13 protein-coding genes are annotated in these 20,369 nt (G+C 69.7%); 8 read left to right on the forward strand and 5 right to left on the reverse strand.

The features are described 5' to 3' along the window. Nucleotides 1-34 precede the first annotated feature (34 nt). On the reverse strand, nt 35-1,018 hold the full coding sequence (locus ACX9TP_RS24470) for a hydroxymethylglutaryl-CoA lyase (RefSeq protein ID WP_482973029.1): 984 nt from the start codon (nt 1,016-1,018) through the stop codon (nt 35-37). A gap of 9 nt (nt 1,019-1,027) precedes the next feature. Next, a complete protein-coding gene (locus tag ACX9TP_RS24475) occupies nt 1,028-1,756 on the reverse strand; it encodes a class I SAM-dependent methyltransferase (protein ID WP_482973030.1) in 729 nt (242 codons plus the stop codon). A 216-nt stretch (nt 1,757-1,972) separates the two neighbouring features. Here ACX9TP_RS24475 and ACX9TP_RS24480 point away from each other — a divergent pair, with 216 nt between their 5' ends. The 5 genes from ACX9TP_RS24480 to ACX9TP_RS24500 all read left to right on the forward strand — a co-directional run bounded on the left by ACX9TP_RS24480 (nt 1,973) and on the right by ACX9TP_RS24500 (nt 11,251). Next, on the forward strand, nt 1,973-3,859 hold the full coding sequence (locus ACX9TP_RS24480; RefSeq protein ID WP_482973031.1) for a methylmalonyl-CoA mutase family protein: 1,887 nt from the start codon (nt 1,973-1,975) through the stop codon (nt 3,857-3,859). Next, nucleotides 3,859-6,045, forward strand: a complete 2,187-nt coding sequence (gene scpA, locus ACX9TP_RS24485) for a methylmalonyl-CoA mutase (RefSeq protein ID WP_482973032.1) — start codon at nt 3,859-3,861, stop codon at nt 6,043-6,045. The genes ACX9TP_RS24480 and scpA overlap by 1 nt, the downstream gene beginning before the upstream one ends. Then, a complete protein-coding gene (gene meaB, locus ACX9TP_RS24490) occupies nt 6,042-7,025 on the forward strand; it encodes a methylmalonyl Co-A mutase-associated GTPase MeaB (protein WP_482973033.1) in 984 nt (327 codons plus the stop codon). Before scpA ends, meaB begins: the two co-directional genes overlap by 4 nt. A 190-nt stretch (nt 7,026-7,215) precedes the next feature. Beyond that, nucleotides 7,216-10,572 (forward strand): methylmalonyl-CoA mutase family protein, encoded by a 3,357-nt coding sequence (locus tag ACX9TP_RS24495; protein ID WP_482982214.1) that lies wholly within the window; start codon nt 7,216-7,218, stop codon nt 10,570-10,572. Between the two features lie 277 nt (nt 10,573-10,849). Continuing rightward, nucleotides 10,850-11,251, forward strand: coding sequence for a nuclear transport factor 2 family protein (locus ACX9TP_RS24500; protein WP_482973034.1), 402 nt, complete (start codon nt 10,850-10,852; stop codon nt 11,249-11,251). Nucleotides 11,252-11,336: 85 nt separating this feature from the next. Here ACX9TP_RS24500 and ACX9TP_RS24505 read toward each other — a convergent pair whose 3' ends face one another. The 3 genes from ACX9TP_RS24505 to ACX9TP_RS24515 form a co-directional block, all read right to left on the reverse strand. Beyond that, on the reverse strand, nt 11,337-12,527 hold the full coding sequence (locus ACX9TP_RS24505) for an aminotransferase class I/II-fold pyridoxal phosphate-dependent enzyme (RefSeq protein WP_482973035.1): 1,191 nt from the start codon (nt 12,525-12,527) through the stop codon (nt 11,337-11,339). 65 nt (nt 12,528-12,592) lie between these two features. Beyond that, nucleotides 12,593-13,570 carry a phosphatase PAP2 family protein gene (locus tag ACX9TP_RS24510; protein WP_482973036.1) on the reverse strand — a complete coding sequence of 326 codons (978 nt, stop codon included), beginning with the start codon at nt 13,568-13,570 and terminating at the stop codon, nt 12,593-12,595. After that, nucleotides 13,567-16,089: an efflux RND transporter permease subunit gene (locus ACX9TP_RS24515; RefSeq protein WP_482973037.1), complete on the reverse strand. Its 2,523-nt coding sequence runs from the start codon at nt 16,087-16,089 to the stop codon at nt 13,567-13,569. The genes ACX9TP_RS24510 and ACX9TP_RS24515 overlap by 4 nt, the downstream gene beginning before the upstream one ends. A gap of 424 nt (nt 16,090-16,513) precedes the next feature. Between ACX9TP_RS24515 and ACX9TP_RS24520 the strand changes: the two genes are divergently transcribed. From ACX9TP_RS24520 to ACX9TP_RS24530, 3 genes are read left to right on the forward strand one after another with little or no spacing between them, the layout of a single operon-like run. Beyond that, nucleotides 16,514-18,064 carry an aminotransferase class I/II-fold pyridoxal phosphate-dependent enzyme gene (locus ACX9TP_RS24520; protein ID WP_482973038.1) on the forward strand — a complete coding sequence of 517 codons (1,551 nt, stop codon included), beginning with the start codon at nt 16,514-16,516 and terminating at the stop codon, nt 18,062-18,064. A 7-nt stretch (nt 18,065-18,071) separates the two neighbouring features. After that, entirely contained in the window at nt 18,072-19,256 is a 1,185-nt protein-coding gene (locus ACX9TP_RS24525) for an N-acetyltransferase (protein ID WP_482973039.1), read from the forward strand. Nucleotides 19,257-19,275: 19 nt separating this feature from the next. After that, nucleotides 19,276-20,277 (forward strand): NAD-dependent epimerase/dehydratase family protein, encoded by a 1,002-nt coding sequence (locus ACX9TP_RS24530; protein ID WP_482973040.1) that lies wholly within the window; start codon nt 19,276-19,278, stop codon nt 20,275-20,277. The last annotated feature ends 92 nt before the right edge of the window (nt 20,278-20,369 follow it).

A 20,369-nucleotide genomic window follows, 5' to 3' on the forward strand; every position in this document is an offset into this window, starting at 1 on the left:
CACCCTCATTGCGTTCAACCCGGGAGTCGCGCGCTCAGGTCTGCGCGCTCTGCGCGCGACGGGACGCCTTCTTCTCCCGCTCACCGAGCGCGGCCTGCAGGTACTTCCCGGCCAGCTTCCGGCCGATGAGCTCCTGCGCAATCTCCCCGGCCTCCACCAGCCGGTCCAGGTTGATGCCCGTCTCCACGCCCATGCCGTGCAGCATGAACACGGCGTCCTCGGTGGCCAGGTTGCCCGCCGCGCCAGGCGCGTAGGGGCACCCACCCAGCCCGCCGATGCTCGCGTCGAACGTCGTCACGCCCGCGGACAGCCCCACCAGCGCATTGGCCAGCGCGGTGCCGCGCGTATCGTGCATGTGCAGCGCGAGCTTCTCCGCGGGGATGTGCTTCAGCAGCGCCTCAAGAATGCCCTCGGTCTGCCTCGGCGTCCCCACGCCAATCGTGTCCCCCAGGCTCAGCTGGTACAGCCCCGCGTCCACGAGCTGGCGGCAGATGTCCACCACCCGCTCCACCGGCACGTGGCCCTCGTACGGACAGCCCCACACCGTGGACAGGTAGCCGCGCACGCGCATGCCCGCCGCGAGCGCCGACGCCGTCACCTCGCGTGCACCCGCCAGCGCCTCGGCAATGCTCTTGTTGATGTTCTTCTTCGAGTGGGCCTCGGACGCGGAGATGAACACCGCCGCCTCCTCCAGGCCCGCGTCCTTCGCCCGCTCCAGCCCCTTGAGGTTGGGCACGAGCGCGGAGAACACCACGCCCTCCCGCCGCCCCACGAGCCGCAGCAGCTCCTCCGCGTCCGCGAGCTGCGGAATCCACTTGGGTGACACGAACGACGTCACCTCGATGCGCTTCTCGCCCGCGGCGACCAGCGCGTCGATGAGCCGCGCCTTGTCCCGCGTGGGCAGCGTGCGCAGCTCGTTCTGCAAGCCATCCCGGGGGCCGACCTCATAGACGTCGACCCGCTTCGGGAGCTGGCCCAGCCAGCCTGTATGCGCTCGGGAATTCTGGTTCGGATCCACTGGACGAGCTCAGCGCTGTCGAAGCGCTGCTCCCACAATCAAATCGGTCGACCCGGATGTCGGTGGCCCACCGTCCAGCCCACCGTGCACCCAGGCCCTGGAAAACCCCGTGCTTTCCAACAGACGTGTCAGTTCCGCAAGGGGATAGTAGCGGATGGAATATGACGCGGTGAGACTCCGACCGGTCGGTAGGGTGAGCGTCCGCTGTCCCTCGTCCCTACCCGTAACCACGTCGAAACGGCTCTGCTCCTCCAAGATGCTTCCGTCCGGCAGCGTCTGCTGGAAGGCCGCCGCCGGTGACTCCACCAACCGCTCGTACGGCACCGTCTGGAACACCAGCCTCCCTCCCGGCCGCAGCACCCGCGCCACCTCGCGCAGGATGTGCACGTGGTCCTCATCCGTGAAGGCGAAGAGTGTCGAGTACCAGGCGTAGGCCCCCGCCAATGAGGCCTCCTGGAACGGCAGTGCACGAAGGTCCCCCTGCACCGCGGGAAACCCCGGCCGCCGCATGGAAAGCGACAGCGCGTCTAATTCCAGGCCGATGACGCGCCCGGCCAGGGGGCCATTGGCATTCAGACGCGCCGCGTGACGGCCATGGCCGCAGCCCAGGTCCACCACCGGCGCGGGTCCGGCCACGTCCGAGAAGGCGTGAGCGAGGTACTCCACCTCCCGGGCCGTGACGGCCTCCGAGAGGAAGGGCAGCGTGCTGCGAAGGTAGAGCTCTCCGAAGAAGGACACGGGCGTGTGGCTCCTACCTCAATGGGAGTGAGGCCACCGGAATGAATACCGGCGCCCCGCTCGCGCGAGGGGTTCCCGGCACCCTGCTCCCACTCGCTGGACGTTGGACATGGTGGCCTCATCAGACCCATTGCCCCGGGCGGGCATTGCGCCTATGGGATGGGCACGGTGCTGCCCTGAAGGGCATGGCGCCTCATCTCTCCGCGAGGACGCAGCATGTCGCAAGTGCCTCCCCCCTCCGACAAGGACTTCCCGCCCCCGTCGCTCGACGCGTGGCGCCGGCTCGTCGAGAAGGACTTGAAGGGCAAGCCCTTCTCGTCCCTCCAGTCGAGCCTGGAAGGTGGCCTGTCCCTCCAGCCGCTCTACACGCCCCAGGACGCTCCCGCCCCCACGGAGCCTCCCGGCGTGGCCCCCTATGTGCGCGGCACCCAGCCGCTCGGCCACACGGAGGGCGGCTGGACGGTGTGCCAGGAGTACGCCGGCCCCGACGTGGCCGCCACCGCCGAGGTGCTCCGCAATGAACTGGAGCGCGGCGGCCAGGGCGTCTGGCTGCTGTTGGATGCGCCGCACGGCCTCGACGTGAAGGACGCGGACTCGCTGCGGCGGCTCCTCGCGCATGTCCCGCTGGAGCGCACGCCCGTACACCTGGAGCCGGCGCGTGATGTGCTCGCCCCCGCGTCGCTCCTGCTCCAGGTCGCGGACGCCCTGCGCGTGCCGCGCAAGGCGCTGAGTGGCAGCCTGGGCATCGACCCCATCGGCGCCATGGCCCGTGCGGGCGCGGCGAAGGTGGATGTGGCCGGGACGCTCGTGCAGGCAGCTCCGGTGGTGACGTCGCTGCTGAAGGAAGCGCCGGGCCTGCGCGCGCTGCTGGTGTCCTCGCGCGCCTGGGCGGACGCGGGGGCCACGCCCGTGCAGGAGCTGGCGTGGGCCATCGCCACCGGCGTGGAGTACCTGCGCAAGCTGGAGCAGGCGGGCGTTGCTCCCGGAGACGCGGCGCGCTCGATGCAGTTCGCGCTGTCGGTGGGCGGCCAGTTCTTCCCGGAGATTGCCCGGCTGCGCGCGGCGCGGCTGCTCTGGTCCAAGGTCGTCGCCGCCTCCGGTGGGGCTCCCGAGGCCCAGGCCATGTCGCTGCACGCGCGCACCGCCAGCGGCACCAAGGCGAAGCGCGACCCGTGGGTGAACATCCTGCGCGCCACCGCGGAGTCCTTCGCCGCCGTCGTCGCGGGCGCGGACAGCGTGAGCACCTCGCCCTTCGACGAGCCCCTGGGCACCCCGGACGAGCAGAGCCGCAGGCTCGCGCGCAACACGCAGCTCATCCTGCGCGACGAGTCGAGCCTCAACCGCGTCGCGGACCCCGCGGGCGGCAGCTACTACCTGGAGCAGCTCACCGGCGAAGTGGCCCGCGCGGCGTGGACGGAGCTGCAGCGCATCGAGTCGCTGGGCGGCATGACGCGCGCGCTCGTCGAGGGCGACCTGGCCCGCGTGCTCGCCGAGACGGTGGCCGCGCGCGACAAGGCCGTGCGCAGCCGCCGCCTGCCCATGGTGGGCGTCAGCGAGTTCCCCCACCTGGGCGAGACCCCCGTCCACCGTGAGCCGCACCCCACGGCCGTGGCCCCCGCCGAGGGCGGCTTCGCGCCGCTGCGCCCCGTCCGCGTGGCGGAGGCCTTCGAGAGCCTGCGCGACGCCAGCGACAGGCACCTGGGGCTGTCCGGCTCGCGGCCTCGCGCCTTCATGCTGAGCCTGGGCACGGTGGCGGAGCACACCACGCGCTCCATGTGGGTCACCAACGCGCTGGCCGTGGGCGGCATCGAGACGGTGGAGCACCGCGACTTCACGGACGCGCTCCACGCGGCGGAGGCCTTTGCTGGCTCGGGGACGCCGCTCGCGGTCATCTCCGGCCCGGACACGCTGTACCCGGACCAGGTGCCCGCGCTCACCCGCGCGCTCAAGTCGAAGGGCGCGCGCACGGTCGCCGTGGCCGGCCGTCCTGGTGATAACGAGGCCGCCTTCCGCGCGGCCGGTGTGGACCTGTTCATCTATGCGGGAGCGGACCTGTTCCAGCTCCTGAAGACGCTGCACCAGCAGCTCGGAGTGGTGGCCTGATGCGCTCCAACGTTCCGGACTTCTCCCGCGTCGCCTTCGACGCCCCCGAGACGCAGCCCTCCCCTGCCGTGCGCGACGCCCAGCGCCGCCAGGCGAGCGAGGCCACCCGCGCCGCCGAGCGCTGGGACACGCCCGAGGGCATCCCCGTCAAGCCCGTCTACGCTCCCGAGGATTTGGAGGGCGTGGCGCACCTGGGCTCGCTGCCCGGCCTGCCGCCCTTCGTGCGTGGCCCGTACGCGACCATGTACGTGCAGCAGCCGTGGACCGTCCGCCAGTACGCGGGCTTCTCCACCGCCGAGGCCTCCAACGCCTTCTACCGCCGCAACCTCGCGGCCGGTCAGAAGGGCCTGTCCATCGCCTTCGACCTCGCCACGCACCGGGGCTACGACAGCGACCACCCGCGCGTCTCCGGCGACGTGGGCATGGCGGGCGTGGCCATCGACTCCATCAAGGACATGCGCATCCTGTTCGACCGGATTCCGCTCGACCAGATGTCCGTGTCCATGACGATGAACGGCGCCGTGCTCCCCGTGCTCGCGCTCTACGTCGTGGCGGCCGAGGAACAGGGCGTGAGCCCCGAGAAGCTCAGCGGGACCATCCAGAACGACATCCTCAAGGAGTTCATGGTCCGCAACACGTACATCTATCCGCCCGGTCCCAGCATGCGCATCATCGGGGACATCTTCCGCTTCACGGCGGAGCGGATGCCGCGCTTCAACAGCATCAGCATCAGCGGCTACCACATGCAGGAGGCCGGCGCGTCCCAGGACCTGGAGCTGGGCTACACGCTCGCGGACGGCGTGGAGTACGTGCGCGCGGGCCTCGCCGCCGGCCTGGACGTGGACGCCTTCGCGCCCCGCCTGTCGTTCTTCTGGGCCATCGGGATGAACTTCTTCATGGAGGTGGCCAAGCTGCGCGCGGCCCGCCTCCTCTGGGCCCGGCTCCTCAAGGACTTCAAGCCCAAGAGCGACAAGAGCCTGGCGCTGCGCACGCACTGCCAGACGTCCGGCTGGAGCCTCACCGCGCAGGACGTCTACAACAACGTCGTGCGCACCTGCGTGGAGGCCATGGCCGCCACCCAGGGCCACACGCAGAGCCTCCACACCAACTCGCTGGACGAGGCCATTGCCCTGCCCACCGACTTCAGCGCGCGCATCGCTCGCAATACCCAGTTGTACCTGCAACTGGAGAGCGGAACGACGCGCGTCATCGACCCGTGGGGTGGCAGCTACTACGTGGAGCGCCTCACCCACGAGCTGGCGCACAAGGCCTGGGCGCACATCCAGGAAGTGGAAGCGCTGGGCGGCATGACGAAGGCGATTGAGGCCGGCCTGCCCAAGCTGCGCATCGAGGAGGCCGCGGCGAAGACCCAGGCGCGCATCGACTCCGGGCGCCAGGCCATCATCGGCGTGAACAAGTACCCGCCCGAGCGCGAGGACCGCATCGAGATCCTCAAGGTGGACAACTCCGCGGTGCGCGAGGCCCAGGTGGCCCGCCTGCGCGAGCTGCGCGCCGAGCGCAACGCCGACGAGGTCCGCCGCCGCCTGGACGCGCTCACCGAGGCGGGCCGGCGCAACGAGGGCAACCTCCTCGCGCTCGCCATCGACGCGGCGCGGGCGAAGGCCACCGTGGGAGAAATCAGCGACGCGCTCGAGAAGGTCTACGGGCGCTACGAGGCCACCGTGCGAACCATCTCCGGGGTGTACTCGGCCGAGGCCGGCTCCGCGAGCGGCATCGCCGAGGCGCGGGCGAAGGCGGACTCCTTCCTCGCACGCTTCGGCCGCCGGCCTCGCATCCTCATCGCGAAGATGGGGCAGGACGGGCATGACCGCGGCCAGAAGGTCATCGCCACCGCCTTCGCCGACCTGGGCTTCGACGTGGACATCGGTCCCCTCTTCCAGACGCCCGACGAGTCCGCGCGCCAGGCGGTGGAGAACGACGTCCACATCGTGGGCGCCAGCTCGCTCGCCGCGGGCCACCTCACGCTGGTGCCGGAGCTGAAGCAGGCCCTGGCGAAGCTGGGCCGCGAGGACATCATGGTGGTGGTGGGCGGCGTGATTCCGCCCCAGGACTACGACGCGCTGCGCGCCGCGGGCGCCGCCGCCATCTTCGGCCCTGGCACCGTCATCGCGAAGGCGGCCCTGGAGCTGCTCGACAAGCTCGCCGCCGAGCTGGAGGCGGCGTGAAGCTGCTGCCCGCGGACACCTACGTCGACGGCGTCCGCGCCGGAGACCGGGCCGTGCTCGCGCGCGCCATCACCCTGGTGGAGAGCGAGCATCCGCGCCACGCGGCGCTTGCGCAGGAGGTTCTCACCCGCCTGCTGCCCCACACGGGGAACAGCCGGCGCGTGGGCATCAGCGGCGTGCCGGGCGCGGGCAAGAGCACCTTCATCGACGCCCTGGGCATGCACCTCGTGGGCAGGGGCCACCGCGTGGCGGTGCTCGCCATCGACCCGTCCAGCAGCGTCTCCGGCGGCAGCATCCTGGGCGACAAGACGCGCATGGCCCGCCTGTCGCGCGAGAGTGCCGCGTACATCCGTCCCAGCCCGTCCAGCGGCACCCTGGGCGGCGTGGCGCGCAAGACGCGCGAGACGCTCCTGTTGTGCGAGGCCGCGGGCTTCGACGTCGTGCTGGTGGAGACGGTGGGCGTGGGCCAGTCGGAGACCGTCGTCTCGGAGCTGGTGGACTTCTATCTGGTGCTGATGCTCGCGGGCGCGGGCGACGAGCTGCAGGGCATCAAGCGCGGCATCCTGGAGATGGCGGACATGGTCGCCATCAACAAGGCGGACGGCGACAACGCGCCCCGCGCCGAGCGGGCCCGCGCCGAGTACCGCGCCGCCCTGCACCTCATGCGGCCGGGCGCGGAGCCGGTCGTCACCACGTGCAGCGCGCTGGAGGGCACCGGCATCGAGCAGCTGTGGGACTCGCTCACGGAGCGCGTCGCACGGCGCGCCGCGTCGGGGGAGCTTTCGCGCCGTCGCCAGGAGCAGCAGGTGGGCTGGATGTGGGCCATGGTGCAGGACGGCCTCCGGTCGGCCTTGCGAGCGCACCCCGAGGTGTCCGCCCTCGTGCCCTCGCTGGAGACGGACGTGCGCGAGGGACGCGCGACGCCCACCTCCGCCGCACTGCGGGTATTAGGCGCCTTCCTGCCCCGTATGCCGGCCTGACTGACGGCCCGCGTCGTACGGCGAGCACCCGCAACTTCAATCGCTTGCCGGTGCCGCACCGCACTTTTAGTGTACGCGCGTGCGACAGCTCCAGCCGAACGCCCCTCCCCAGCCCTACAAGCCCCGTCACCACGTCCGCATCGTCACGGCCGCCAGCCTGTTCGACGGCCACGACGCGGCCATCAACGTCATGCGCCGCCTCATGCAGGCGTCGGGTGCGGAGGTCATCCACCTGGGCCACAACCGCTCAGTGTCGGAGATCGTCGACTGCGCCATCCAGGAGGATGTCCAGGGTATCGCCATCACCTCCTACCAGGGCGGGCACGTCGAGTTCTTCAAGTACATGATCGACCTGCTCCGTCAGCGCGGCGCGAACATCAAGGTGTTCGGCGGCGGTGGCGGCACCATCCTCCCCACGGAGATCGACGAGCTCCACAAGTACGGCGTCACGCGCATCTACTCGCCGGACGACGGCCGGGCCATGGGCCTGCAGGGGATGATCGACGACCTCATCGCCAAGTGCGACTTCGAGAAGCGCCCCGCGGACTTCCAGTCGCTGGTGGCCCGTCCCCTGCCCCGCCAGCCCGACCGCATCGCCTCGCTCATCACCGTCGCGGAGAACTTCGCGGACGCGGGTGAGGAGCTGCGCAAGGCCATGGCGGAGGCCCACGTGGACGCCCCCCGGGTGCCCGTGCTCGGCATCACCGGCACCGGCGGCGCGGGCAAGTCCAGCCTCGTGGACGAGCTGGTGCGCCGCTTCCTGGCGGACTTCCCGGACAAGACGCTCGCCGTGCTCTCCGTGGACCCGTCCAAGCGCAAGTCCGGCGGCGCGCTCCTGGGTGACCGCATCCGCATGAACGCCATCGACAACCCGCGCGTGTACATGCGCTCGATGGCCACGCGGCAGAGCAACCTCGCCCTGTCGCGGCACGTGGCCCACTCCATCGAGGTCTGCAAGGCGGCGGGCTTCGACCTCATCATCGTGGAGACGTCCGGCATCGGTCAGTCGGACACCGAAATCACCGAGCACTCGGACGTGTCGCTCTACGTGATGACGGCCGAGTACGGCGCGGCGACGCAGCTCGAGAAGATCGACATGCTCGACTTCGCGGACGTCATCGCCATCAACAAGTTCGACAAGCGCGGCTCGCTGGACGCGCTGCGCGACGTGCGCAAGCAGTGGAAGCGCAACCACAACGCCTTCACCGTCTCCGACGACGCGGTGCCCGTGCACGGCACCATCGCCTCGCAGTTCAACGACCCGGGGATGAACCAGCTCTACCGCGCCATCATGGACGCGGTGGTGAAGAAGACCGGCGCCCCGCTCCAGTCCCACTTCCAGCTCACCCCCGGCATGAGCGAGAAGAAGTGGATCATCCCGCCCGAGCGCACCCGCTACCTCGCGGAGATCGTGGAGACCTGCGAGTCCTACGACGGCTTCGTGCGCGCGCAGGCCGCCATCGCCCGGCGCATGTACCAGCTCCACGGCACCATCCAGGCCCTGCGCGCCAACGTGGGCAAGAAGCACCTGGAAATCGTCGAGCCGAAGGACGCCTCCGACGTGGTGCAGGTGACGGAGCGCGTGGAGGGTGAGCCCGCGTACCTGAGCGAATTGGTGGCGCTGTACCAGGACCTGGAGGGCCGCCTGCACCCGGACTGCCGGCGCCTGCTGGCGGATTGGCCGGCGACGAAGCGGCGCTACGCGGCGGCGAAGTACCAGTACCAGGTGCGCGACAAGGTCATCGAGCTGGACCTGTACACCGAGTCCCTCTCGCACCTGCGCATCCCGAAGATTGCCCTGCCCCGCTACGAGGACTGGGGTGACATCCTCACGTGGCTCCTGCGGGAGAACGCGCCGGGCGCCTACCCGTTCACCTCGGGCGTCTTCCCGCTCAAGCGCGAGGGCGAGGACCCCGCGCGCATGTTCGCCGGCGAGGGCGGCCCGGAGCGCACCAACAAGCGCTTCCACTACGTGTCGCGCGGCCTGCCGGCGAAGCGCCTGTCCACGGCGTTCGACTCGGTGACGCTGTACGGCGAGGACCCGGACCACCGGCCGGACATCTACGGCAAGGTGGGCAACTCGGGCGTGTCGATTGCGAACGTGGACGACGCGAAGAAGCTCTACTCGGGCTTCGACCTGGCGGACCCGTCCACGTCGGTGTCGATGACCATCAACGGCCCGGCACCCATGCTGCTGGGCTTCTTCCTCAACGCCGCCGTGGACCAGCAATGCGAGAAGTGGATTCGCGAGCAGGGCCAGGTGGAGGCGGTGGAGAAGAAGATCGACGCGCTCTACCGCGAGCGCGGCGTGCCCCGCCCCCGCTACCAGGGCGAATTGCCCCAGGGCAATGACGGGCTGGGGCTGCTGCTGCTGGGCGTGTCCGGCGACGAGGTGCTGCCCAAGGAGGTCTACGAGAAGATCCGCGCGAAGACGCTCCAGCAGGTGCGCGGCACGGTGCAGGCGGACATCCTCAAGGAGGACCAGGCGCAGAACACCTGCATCTTCTCCACCGAGTTCGCCCTGCGCGTCATGGGCGACATCCAGCAGTACTTCATCGACCAGAAGGTGCGGAACTTCTACTCGGTGAGCATCTCCGGCTACCACATCGCGGAGGCCGGGGCGAACCCCATCTCCCAGCTCGCCTTCACGCTGGCCAACGGCTTCACCTTCGTCGAGTACTACCTCTCGCGAGGGATGCACATCGACGACTTCGCGCCCAACCTGTCGTTCTTCTTCTCCAACGGCATGGACCCCGAGTACGCGGTGCTCGGGCGCGTGGCGCGGCGCATCTGGGCCAAGGCCATCCGGGACAAGTACGGCGGCAATGACCGCTCGCAGAAGCTGAAGTACCACATCCAGACGTCCGGCCGTTCGCTGCACGCGCAGGAGATTGCCTTCAACGACATCCGCACCACGCTGCAGGCGCTGCTGGCGTTGAATGACAACTGCAACTCCCTGCACACCAACGCGTATGACGAGGCGATCACGACGCCCACCGAGGAGAGCGTGCGGCGGGCGCTGGCCATCCAGCTGGTCATCAACAAGGAGTTCGGCCTGTCGAAGAACGAGAACCCCAACCAGGGCTCGTTCATCATCGAGGAGCTGACGGACCTGGTGGAGGCTGCGGTGCTCACGGAGTTCCGCGCCATCTCCGAGCGCGGCGGCGTGCTGGGCGCGATGGAGCGCATGTACCAGCGCTCGAAGATTCAGGAGGAGTCGCTCTACTACGAGACGCTGAAGCACGACGGGACGCTGCCCATCGTCGGGGTGAACACCTTCCTGGACCCGAAGGGCTCGCCCACCGTCACTCCGCCGGAGGTGATTCGCGCGACGAAGGAGGAGAAGGACTACTCCATCACCTCGCGCGACGCGTTCTGGAAGCGCAACGCGGCGACGGCGCCCCAGGCGCTGGAGGCCGTGCGCCGCGCCGCGCTGGACAACGGCAACGTGTTTGCCGCGCTGATGGACGCGTGCAAGGTATGTACGCTGGGCCAGCTGTCCCGCGCGCTGTACGAGGTGGGTGGGCAGTACCGGCGGAACATGTAGACAGCGCCAGGTTGGGTCAGCGATGCGGCGCCGGCTTCACGAGCTGGCGCCGCATTGTTGTTTTCAGCAGCCGCGACCGAGCGCGACACGCTCCCCCCTGTCTGCCTGCCCATTCGCCCCATGCGGGGGCCTGTGTTCTCCTGTCGGCGTCCACTGCGACCCCGGTGCGACTCGTTTCGGTTGGCCGCCTGCGCATCATGGAGTGACGCTGGCCTCGGCGCGATGACAGGCCAACCCGGTCATGGACGGGGCAGCCCGCGGACGGGAGGGCAAACACGTGGGTACCGAGACGCCGTGGGCGGCAGTGCGCCAATACCTCGATGCTTTCAACCGAGGCGACGTGCATGGAATGACAGCGACGTTCGCTGTCCCTGGCCAGATTCTCGACGGCATGGCACCGCACGTCTGGCAGGGGCCGACAGCGACTCAGGACTGGTACAGGGACGTCCTGAGAGAAGGCAAGGCACACGGTGCTTCCGGCTATTGCGCCAGTGTTGGGGAGCCGCTGCACAACGACATCACAGGCGATGCCGCCTATGTCGTCCTACCGGCGACCATGACCTTCGACCTGAACGGCACGAAGGTCACGCAGTCCGGGGCGATGTTCACCGTTGCATTGCGAAAGACCGCGGAAGGCTGGCGCGTGTCGGCCTGGGCGTGGACGAAAGGCACCCGCTAGCGCGTCCGTCCGGTCTCACTCAGGTACCGGATGGGCCTTCGGCAACAATGCGCCGGCGTCGCACTCTGGTGCCGCATCATCTCCGTCACTTGCGTGGCAGCTTCGCGCGCAGTCGCTTCACCGCCTCGTCCAGCACCGCGTCCGTCTTGCAGAAGGCGAAGCGCGCCAGCCCTTGGCCCAGGTGGCGGTGCTCGGGGCTGTAGAAGACGCTCGGCGGGATGCCGGCCACGCCGACCTCGGACACCAGGTGGCGGCAGAAGGCGATGTCGTCCGCGAAGCCGTACTTCGCGATGTCCGCGAGGATGAAGTAGCTGCCCTGCGGCGCGAAGGCCGTCAGCCCCGCCTCACGCAGACCGCCGAGCAGCCGCTCCCGCTTCGCCGCGTACGTCGCCGCCAGCTCCGCGTAGTACGAATCCGGCAGCCGCAGCGCCGCCGCCATGGCCGCCTGCAGCGGTGACGCCGTGGCGAACGTCACGAACTGGTGGGCCCGCTGCACCGCATCCCGCAGCGGCGGCGGAGCAATCACCCAGCCCACCTTCCACCCGGTGAGGCTGAAGGTCTTCCCACCACTGCTCACCGTGACGGTGCGCTCCGCCAGCCCCGGCAGCGTGGCCGGGCGCAGGTGCTTCGCCGGCGCGAAGACGATGTGCTCGTACACCTCGTCCGACAGAATCTTCGTGTCGTGCTCGGCGCACAGCCCGCCGAGGAACTCCAGCTCCTCGCGGGTGAACACCTTCCCCGTGGGGTTGTGCGGCGAGTTGAGGATGAGCAGCCGCGTCTTCGGACCGAAGGCGGCGCGGACCTCGTCCCGGTCGAACCACCACTCCGCGTGGGACGCGTCCGGCGGGCGCAGCGGCACGTAGCGCGCGGTGGCGCCCACGAAGGTGATGTTGGCGTCGTACGAGTCGTAGAACGGCTCGAAGGTCACCACCTCGTCGCCCGGGTCCACGAGCCCCAGCAGCACATCGAGGATGGCCTCGGTGGCGCCGCTCGTCACCGTCACCATGGTGTCCGGGTCCACCTGCTGGCCGTAGAAGCGCGCGGCGTGCTCGGCGATGGCGACGCGCAGGTCCTTCGCGCCCATGCCCATGGCGTACTGATTCACGCCGTCGCGGATGGCCTTCTGCGCGGCCTCCTTGACGGCCTCCGGCCCGTCGAAGTCCGGGAACCCCTGTCCCAGGTTGACGGCGCCGTGCTTCGCGGCCAGCGCACTGAACTCGGAGAAGACGGTGGTGCCGAAGCGGGTGACTCGCTGCGCGGACGCGGGCCGGGACATGGAAGGAGGCTCCTCATGGCCGGGCCCTGATGGGGTTGGGGGGTGACGCGGGGGCCGGCCGGCTCTCAGGGCCGTACGATAGCGTCCACGGGGACGGAGCGCGCGGCCCTCTCGCCTTCCCGCTGTCGGGCGGCCCGGCACAGGCCCAGGGCCAGCCCCGCCACCACCATCACCAGGGGCACCGCGGCCACCAGGTCCGTGGCGTAGTGGAAGCGCCCGGCCAGCGTGGCGGTGATGAGGCCGATGCCCGGCCCCAGCATGATCCAGAACAGCGGCCGGTGGAACCGCCACGCGTAGAAGAGCACCAGCAGCGTGGTGCCCGTGTGGCCCGAGGGGAAGCAGTCTCGGGCGTACCTCGGCGCGCGCATCAGCGAGTCCAGCACCGGCGTCAGGTACGCGCCCTGCAGCGGCCCGTCGAACGAGCCGATGAGGAAGTAGCGCGGCCCCACCGCGGGCACCAGCGCGTACGCCGCGTAGTTGAGCAGGAACAGGAGCCCCAACCCGGTGAGGTACTCGCTGAAGTCAGAGGAGACGCCACTCGCCCGCCGGTACAGCGCCACGCCCAGCACCAGCGGCCAGACGAAGTGGCCGTAGTAGCAGATGAGCAGGATGTCGTTGAGCCACGGCGGAACGATGTGCGCCAGCACCACCGCGGCCTGGAAGCCGAACAGCCGCTGGTCGGCGGCGACCAGCTGCGCGTCCTTCAGGATGGGGTTGAGCGTGTCCACCACGGGCGACAGCCAGCTGTGCGACAGCACCGCCACCGGCAGCAGCCACCAATCCGCCGCCACCGTCAGCCACCGCTGGCCGGGATACGAGGCCTCCAGCGTCCGCAGCACCAGGGGCCCGGCCGCCATGAAGGCAAACAGGCCGGCGTTGTGCAGCGCGCTCGGCGCCCAGCGGCCCGGGCCCACGAGCACCATCGCGGCCAGCGAACAGGCAACCACGACGATGAGGTCCGTCGGATTCAGGCGGACCTGCACCTCGCGCCCCTTCGTCAGGAACGCCATGCCTCGGGGGGTATAGGAGAATGAGGAGCTCACGCGGACTTCCGCTCCCCCGACGCCTCGTTGCTGCTGACGCCAGTCACACCGAGCTCGAGGCTCCGCACGAGGGCACCCTCCCCCACCGCGGCGGTCTTCCTCGCCTTCCACCGCTCCAGCAGGGCGAGCATCGCGGGGAAGAAGACCGTGGTCCCCAGGAAGGTGCACACGACCCCGAGCAGCGCAATCTGTCCGATGCTGCGCAGCCCCTGGTGGTTGGCGACCAGCAGCGCGCCGTAGCCGGCCGCGTTCGACAGCGTGGCCACCACGGCTGCCAGCCCCGTGTGCCGCACCACCTTGCCGAGCGAGCCGGGCCCCTCTTCCTCGTACCGGTGGAACAGGTGCACCGAGTTGTCCACGGCGATGGCGAGCAGGTTGGGCAGCACCACCGCGTTGATGAAGTTGAGCTGCACGTCGAAGAGGTACATGCCGCCCGCCAGACACGTCATGCCCAGGAACAGCGGCCCGGTGACGAGCAGCGCGCGCTTGAAGCTGCGCAGGCTGAGCAGGATGACGAAGAACACCACGCCGGCCGCGGACCAGAGGATGAGCGGCCCGTCCCCGCGCACCAGCGCGAAGATGCGCGCGGCGATGCGGTTGCTGTCCAGCACCGACATGTCGATGCCGCGCGCCTTCGCGCCGTCCACCACCTGGTCGATCTGCGCCGCCCAGCGCTTCAGGTCCTTCGTGTCGTAGTTCGACACCGAGGGGAACAGCAGCAGGAACGTGCCCTTGCCGTCCGTGGCCTCGAAGCGGCGGCGGACCTCCACCGGCAGCGAGTCCAGCCCGTAGGGCTTCGACTCCACCATCTGCGTGAAGTCCTTCAGCCGGGCGTCCTCGCGCGCCGACTCGGGCAGCCCGTCCAGCAGCGTGCGGATGCCGGCAATCTCCGCCTCGCGGCGCTGCAGGTCATGCGGCACCAGGTCGTTGAGGGACGTGGTGCGAAGGAACACGGAGTCCGCGCCATTCGCGCGCTTCACCTCCGCGATGACGTCCTCCACCTGCGCGGCCTGCGTCACGTCGTCCACCAGGAAGATGGCCGGGTTGAGCGGCTGGCCGAGCTGCTCGGTGACATGGTCGTCCAGGCGCGAGGCCGGCGAGTCACCCTTCAGCTTGCGCATGTCCGTCTCGAAGCCCAGCTTCGGGGCGATGGCCACGGAGAAGCCCGCGAAGCCCACCACCGCCAGGGCGAGGACCGCGATGACCGACGTGGGCCAGCGCTTCCACTGTCGCTCCGGCCTCGCCGCCACCGTGGACTCCACCGAGGCGGGCGCCGGGACGGCCGTGGCCACGGTGTCCTTGCGCGCGGGGCGCAGCCGCTCGGCGATGGCCAGCAGCGAGGGGCCCATGCCATACGCCGCCAGCACCGCGAGCAGCACGCCCATGCCGGCCAGCAGACCGAACTGGTTGAAGGCGTGGAACTGCGCCAGCAGCAGCACGAAGAAGGCCGCCGCGTTCGTCACCGCCGAGGTGACGGCCCCACTGAACGTCCCGCCCACCGCCGCCTTCAGCGCCTCGCGCGCGGAGAGGTGCTCGCGCTCCTCCCAGTACCGCATGCACAGGTGCACGCCGTACTCGATGCCCAGGCCGATGAGGATGGCGACGAGGAAGCCCGTCACCACGTTGAGGTGGCCGATGAAGATTTGCGCGAAGCCGAACGTGAGCAGGATGCCCACCATCACGGGCAGGCCCACCACCGCCAGCGCGGCGATGCGCCGGGTGGCCAGCAGGATGAGGCCCACGGCGATGAGCGCGGAGAGGATGCCGGCGCGCGACAAGTCACCGCGCATCACCGCGTCCTCTTCGATGCGGTTCTGGAAGTTGCCCGTCGCCTCCAGCTTCACCGACGGGTAGCGCTCCGCCGCCAGCGTGCGGCCGGTGCCCATGGCCAGCTCCACGAAGCGTCGCGCGAAGTCCAGGTCCCCCGCCGTCCCCGACGGCTTGAGCATCAGGTAGACCTCGGTGCCGTCCGCGTTCGCCAGGTACTCCTTCATGGGCGCGTTGGGCGTGTACTTCTTCGAGATGGCCTCGAAGTCCGCTGGCGGCGGCGTGGCCCCCAGGTCGATGTAGAAGGGGTTGGCCTGCTGGCGCTCGTAGCGGACGCGGGCCTCCAGGTCCTTGCGCAGCTCCGCCAGCTTCTCCGCGGGCAGCAGCAGCAGGCCGTGTCGGCGGAAGAAGTCCACGTCATAGCTGTGCTCGACGTAGCGGACCTCCGGCAGCGCCTCCAGGCGGCCCTTCAGCTCCGTCGCGTAGGCCCGCAGGCGCTCCGGGGAGTCCCCCTTGGCCAGGATGACGAGGTACCCGTCGCCGCCCGCCTTCTGTGACACGCGTGTCAGGTCTTGGACTTCGCGGGCGCCCTGGGGGAGCAGCTCCACGAACGACCCACGGAACTCCAACCGCGACGCCAGCGCCATACCGCCGGCCGCCAGGAGCGCGCAGACGAGCAGCACCTGCCAAGGACGGGACACGGCCGCCTGGATGAATCCCTCGAACCACCGCTGTCGCAGCGACCTGGCCACCGTCCACTCCTCGATGAAGGCGGGGGAAAGCAAATTCCCCGCCAGTCAAATGGCCCCCGCAAACAACAGGCCTGGACGAAGTCTTCCAGGCCTCCGGAGGCCCTCCGGCGGGCGTGCAGCCGTCTGTGCACGGTGGTTTCCAGTATCCACTGGACAACGCTCGTGTCGCGGCGGCGTGCCATCAAAGTCACGGTGCTGTCAAGCCAGGGGCCTGCTCGGGAGCCCTTGCAAGGGACCCGAGCAACAGTCCGCGCCTTGACACTGTCGCTAACCCTCTTTATTCACGGCCCCGCGTCCCCCGTGGGAGGTCGCTGGACGCAGGTTTCCGAGGCCGGAACGAGCCCTGCAAGGGGCGGCGGCCGGAGATCCGCTGTCCCCCCCAAGAGGATCCACCCTCCCGACGCAGCTTCAAGAAAGACCACCCATGAGCGACGTCTTCGACAAGTGCAGTAACTGGAAGGACTACCGCATCGCGAAGGCCACGGGCCTCTACCCGTACTTCCGAGCCATCGAAGCGTCGCACGGCGCCACCGAGGTGGAGATCGAAGGCCGCCGGGTCATCATGGTGGGGTCCAACAACTACCTGGGCCTCTCCGCGGATCCGCGGGTGAAGGAAGCCGCCATCAAGGCGGTGGAGAAGTTCGGCACCACGTGCTCCGGCTCGCGCCTGCTCAACGGCACGCTGGCGCTGCACGAGGAGCTGGAGGCGAAGCTGGCGAAGTTCCTCAACCGCGAGGCCGCCATCGTCATCTCCACCGGCTTCCAGACGAACCTGGCGCTGGCGTCCATCCTCGGCCGGCACGACATCGTCTTCAGCGACCGGCAGAACCACGCGTCGCTGGTGGACGGCATCCGCCTGTCCTTCGCCACCGAGCGCAAGTTCCGCCACAACGACATGGAGCACCTGGAGCAGCTGCTGGCCCAGGCGGAGCCCAACGCGGGCAAGATCATCGTCACCGACGGTGTGTTCTCCATGGAGGGCGACGTCTGCAACCTGCCCCGCATCGTGGAGCTGGCGAAGCAGTACAACGCCCGGGTGATGACGGATGACGCCCACTCCATGGGCGTGCTGGGCGACAAGGGCCGCGGCACCTCCGAGTACTTCGGCCTGGAGAAGGAGACGGACCTCGTGATGGGGACGTTCTCCAAGAGCTTCGCGTCGCTGGGCGGCGTGCTGGCCGGGCCCTTCGAGGTCATCAACTACATCCGCCACAAGGCGCGCTCGGTCATCTTCTCCGCGTCCATGACGCCGGCGTCCATTGCCGCGGCGCTCAAGGCGCTGGAGATCATCGAGGCCGAGCCGCAGCGCCGCGAGCGGCTCTTGGACATCGCGGAGAAGATGCACAACGGCTTCCGCGCCATGGGCTTCGACACGGGCGTGTCGGTGACGCCGGTGGTGCCGGTGCACATCGGCGACCAGGTGAAGTGCTTCCGCTTCTGGCGCGCGCTGCACGAGGCGGGCGTCTTCGCCAACCCGGTGATTCCGCCGGCGGTGGAGGCGGGCCACGCGCTCATCCGCACCTCGTACATGGCCACGCACACGGACGCGCAGCTGGACCGCGTGCTGGACACCTTCGAGACCATCGGCCGCAAGCTGAACGTGATTCCGGAGACGCGCCCCACCGTGTACGAGCCGGTGAAGATCGCCCGGCCGGGCACGCGCGTGCTGAACAACAAGGCCAGCGAGAAGTGGGCGGCCGGCTCCTCGGGCATGCTCGCGGACAAGGGCGGCATCACGCTGGACCAGCTGTCGCGCATGTCCTCGCGCGAGGTGGCCGGCAAGCTCTTCGACGCGGTGGAGCAGCTCACCTGGCGCGCCGCCAACCTGCAGCCGGATGACCTGCGCAAGCTGGGCAACGCGCCCATGAAGCTGTGGGAGAAGCGGGGCGAGCTGCCGGGCCTCCTGCTGGAGAAGGGCGCTCACTTCTTCATGCGCAACGGCACCAACGGCACGCAGTCCGAAGACAGGAACTAGAGCCCCCATGGCCCTCCCCGCCGAGCCTTCTTCGCCCGCGACCGCTTCGCTCCCTCCCCTGCCCTCGGACGTGCAGGTGACTCCCGTGCGTGGCTCCGCGGAGAAGATGCAGTTCATCCGCTTCCCCTACGGCATCTACAAGAGCGACCCGAACTGGGTGATGCCGCTGGAGATGGAGCGCAAGGACTTCCTGGACCCGAAGAAGAACCCCTTCTTCGAGTACGGCGAGGTGGAGCTGTTCCTCGCGCGGCGCGGCAGCGAGGTGGTGGGCCGTATCGCCGCCATCCGCAACCCGCGCCACATGGAGGTCCACGGCACGAAGGAGGGCTTCTTCGGCCTCTTCGAGTGCGTGAACGACGCGGGCATCACCCGGGTGCTGCTGGACGCGGCGGCGGCGTGGCTGCGCGAGCGGGGCCTGAACGCCATGCTCGGGCCGGCCAACTTCTCGTCCAACCAGGACTGGGGCCTGCTGATTGACGGCTTCGACACGCCCCCGGCCATCATGATGCCGCACAACCCGCCCTACTACGCGGCGCTGCTGGAGGCGTGCGGCCTCACCAAGGCGAAGGACCTGTACGCCTTCGAGCTGTCCTCGTCCGCCGCGCCGCCGGAGAAGGTGGTGCGCATCGCGGAGAAGCTCCGCGTGCGCGAGGGCGTCACCGTGCGCCCGGTCGACATGAAGAACCTGTCGGCCGAGGTCGCTCGCATCCGCGACATCTACAACTCCGCCTGGGAGAAGAACTGGGGCTTCGTCCCCTTCACCGACGCCGAGTTCGACCACCTGGCCAAGGACTTGAAGGCCATCGTCCGGCCGGAGCTGGCGCTGATGGCCGAGGTGAAGGGCGAGCCGGTGGCCTTCGCGCTCACCGTCCCCGACGCCAACCAGGCCATCCGGGAGGCCAACGGGCGGCTCACCCACTTCGGCCTGCCCATTGGCCTGGTGAAGCTGGCGCTGGCCTCGCGCCGCATCAACCGGCTGCGCCTCGTCATCCTCGGCATCAAGGAGGGCTACCGGCGCCGCGGCCTGGACGCCATCCTGTACCTGGACACGCTGCGCATGGCGAAGCAGCTGGGCTACGTGGGTGGGGAGATCTCCTGGACGCTGGAGGACAACCACCTCGTCAACCGCGCCATCGAGTCCATGGGCGCCCAGCGCTCCAAGACGTACCGCGTCTACCAGCGCGCGCTGTAATCCCCCACGGAGTCACGCCTTGCACTTCCTGCTCACCGGTGGCACCGGCTTCATCGGCCAGCGGCTCGCACGCCGCATCCTCGAGCGGGGGGACACCCTCACCGCGCTGGTGCGGCCCAGCTCGAAGCGAGGCCCCCTGGAGGCCATGGGCGCCCGCTTCGCCATGGGCGACCTGAACACGGGCGAGGGCCTGGCCGAGGCCGTGCGCGACGTGGACTGCGTGCTGCACCTGGCGGGCGTCACCAAGGCCCGCGAGCGCGCCAGCTACTTCGAGGGCAACGCCAACGGCACCCGCCGCGTGGTGGAGGCCATGGCCGCCCTGCCCCGCCCGCCCCGGCTCGTCTACTGCTCGTCCCTGGCCGCCGCCGGCCCGTCCACCCCGGACCGCCCGCGGCGCGAGGAGGACCCTCCGGCGCCCGTTTCCATCTACGGCCGCAGCAAGCTGGGCGGCGAGGAGGCGGTGCGCGAGTACGCGGACCGCGTGCCCTGCGTCATCCTCCGGCCGCCGATTGTCTACGGGCCGGGCGACACCGAGTTCATCCCCTCGATGCTGCCCATGGCGAAGAAGGGCCTGGCCATCAAGAGCGGCTTCGGGCCCAAGCGCTACTCGCTCATCCACGTGGATGACCTGTGCACCGCGCTGCTGGCGGCCGCCGAGCGCGGCCCCACGCTGGCGAAGGGCGACCCGGCGCGCGGTGTCTACACCGTGTCCGACGGCCGCGAGTACACGTGGGAGGACGTCTGCGGGGCGCTGGCCGGCGCCCTGGGCCGGGGCCGCCCCACGGTGGTGCCGGTGCCGGACTTCATCGGCTACCTGATTGGCCTGGGCTCGGAGCTCATGGCCCGGATGAAGGGCACCGTGCCCATCCTCAACCGGGACAAGGTCCGGGAGATGACGTGCCCCGCGTGGACGTGCACCACCGAGCGCGCGCGCAGCGAGCTGGGCTTCGCGCCCAGCATCCCCCTGGCGCAGGGCATCGCGGGCACTCTGGCCACGTACCAGCTGGCCAGCGGGCTCTAGACGGGCTCCAGAAGCCCCACCGCTGAACGAACGAAGGCCGGGGCCCCTCCTGGGAGGGACACCCGGCCTCGGCTCGCTTCCACTCCAGCGCG

This window comes from Pyxidicoccus sp. M15 (genome assembly GCF_056858435.1).

Coding starts and splice junctions, on each gene's coding strand:
- ACX9TP_RS24480 (WP_482973031.1), top strand. CDS start 1,973: ATGTCGCAAGTGCCTCCCCCCTCCGACAAGGACTTCCCGCCCCCGTCG.
- scpA (WP_482973032.1), top strand. CDS start 3,859: ATGCGCTCCAACGTTCCGGACTTCTCCCGCGTCGCCTTCGACGCCCCC.
- ACX9TP_RS24495 (WP_482982214.1), top strand. CDS start 7,216: ATGCGCCGCCTCATGCAGGCGTCGGGTGCGGAGGTCATCCACCTGGGC.
- ACX9TP_RS24505 (WP_482973035.1), bottom strand. CDS start 12,527: ATGTCCCGGCCCGCGTCCGCGCAGCGAGTCACCCGCTTCGGCACCACC.
- ACX9TP_RS24520 (WP_482973038.1), top strand. CDS start 16,514: ATGAGCGACGTCTTCGACAAGTGCAGTAACTGGAAGGACTACCGCATC.
- ACX9TP_RS24525 (WP_482973039.1), top strand. CDS start 18,072: ATGGCCCTCCCCGCCGAGCCTTCTTCGCCCGCGACCGCTTCGCTCCCT.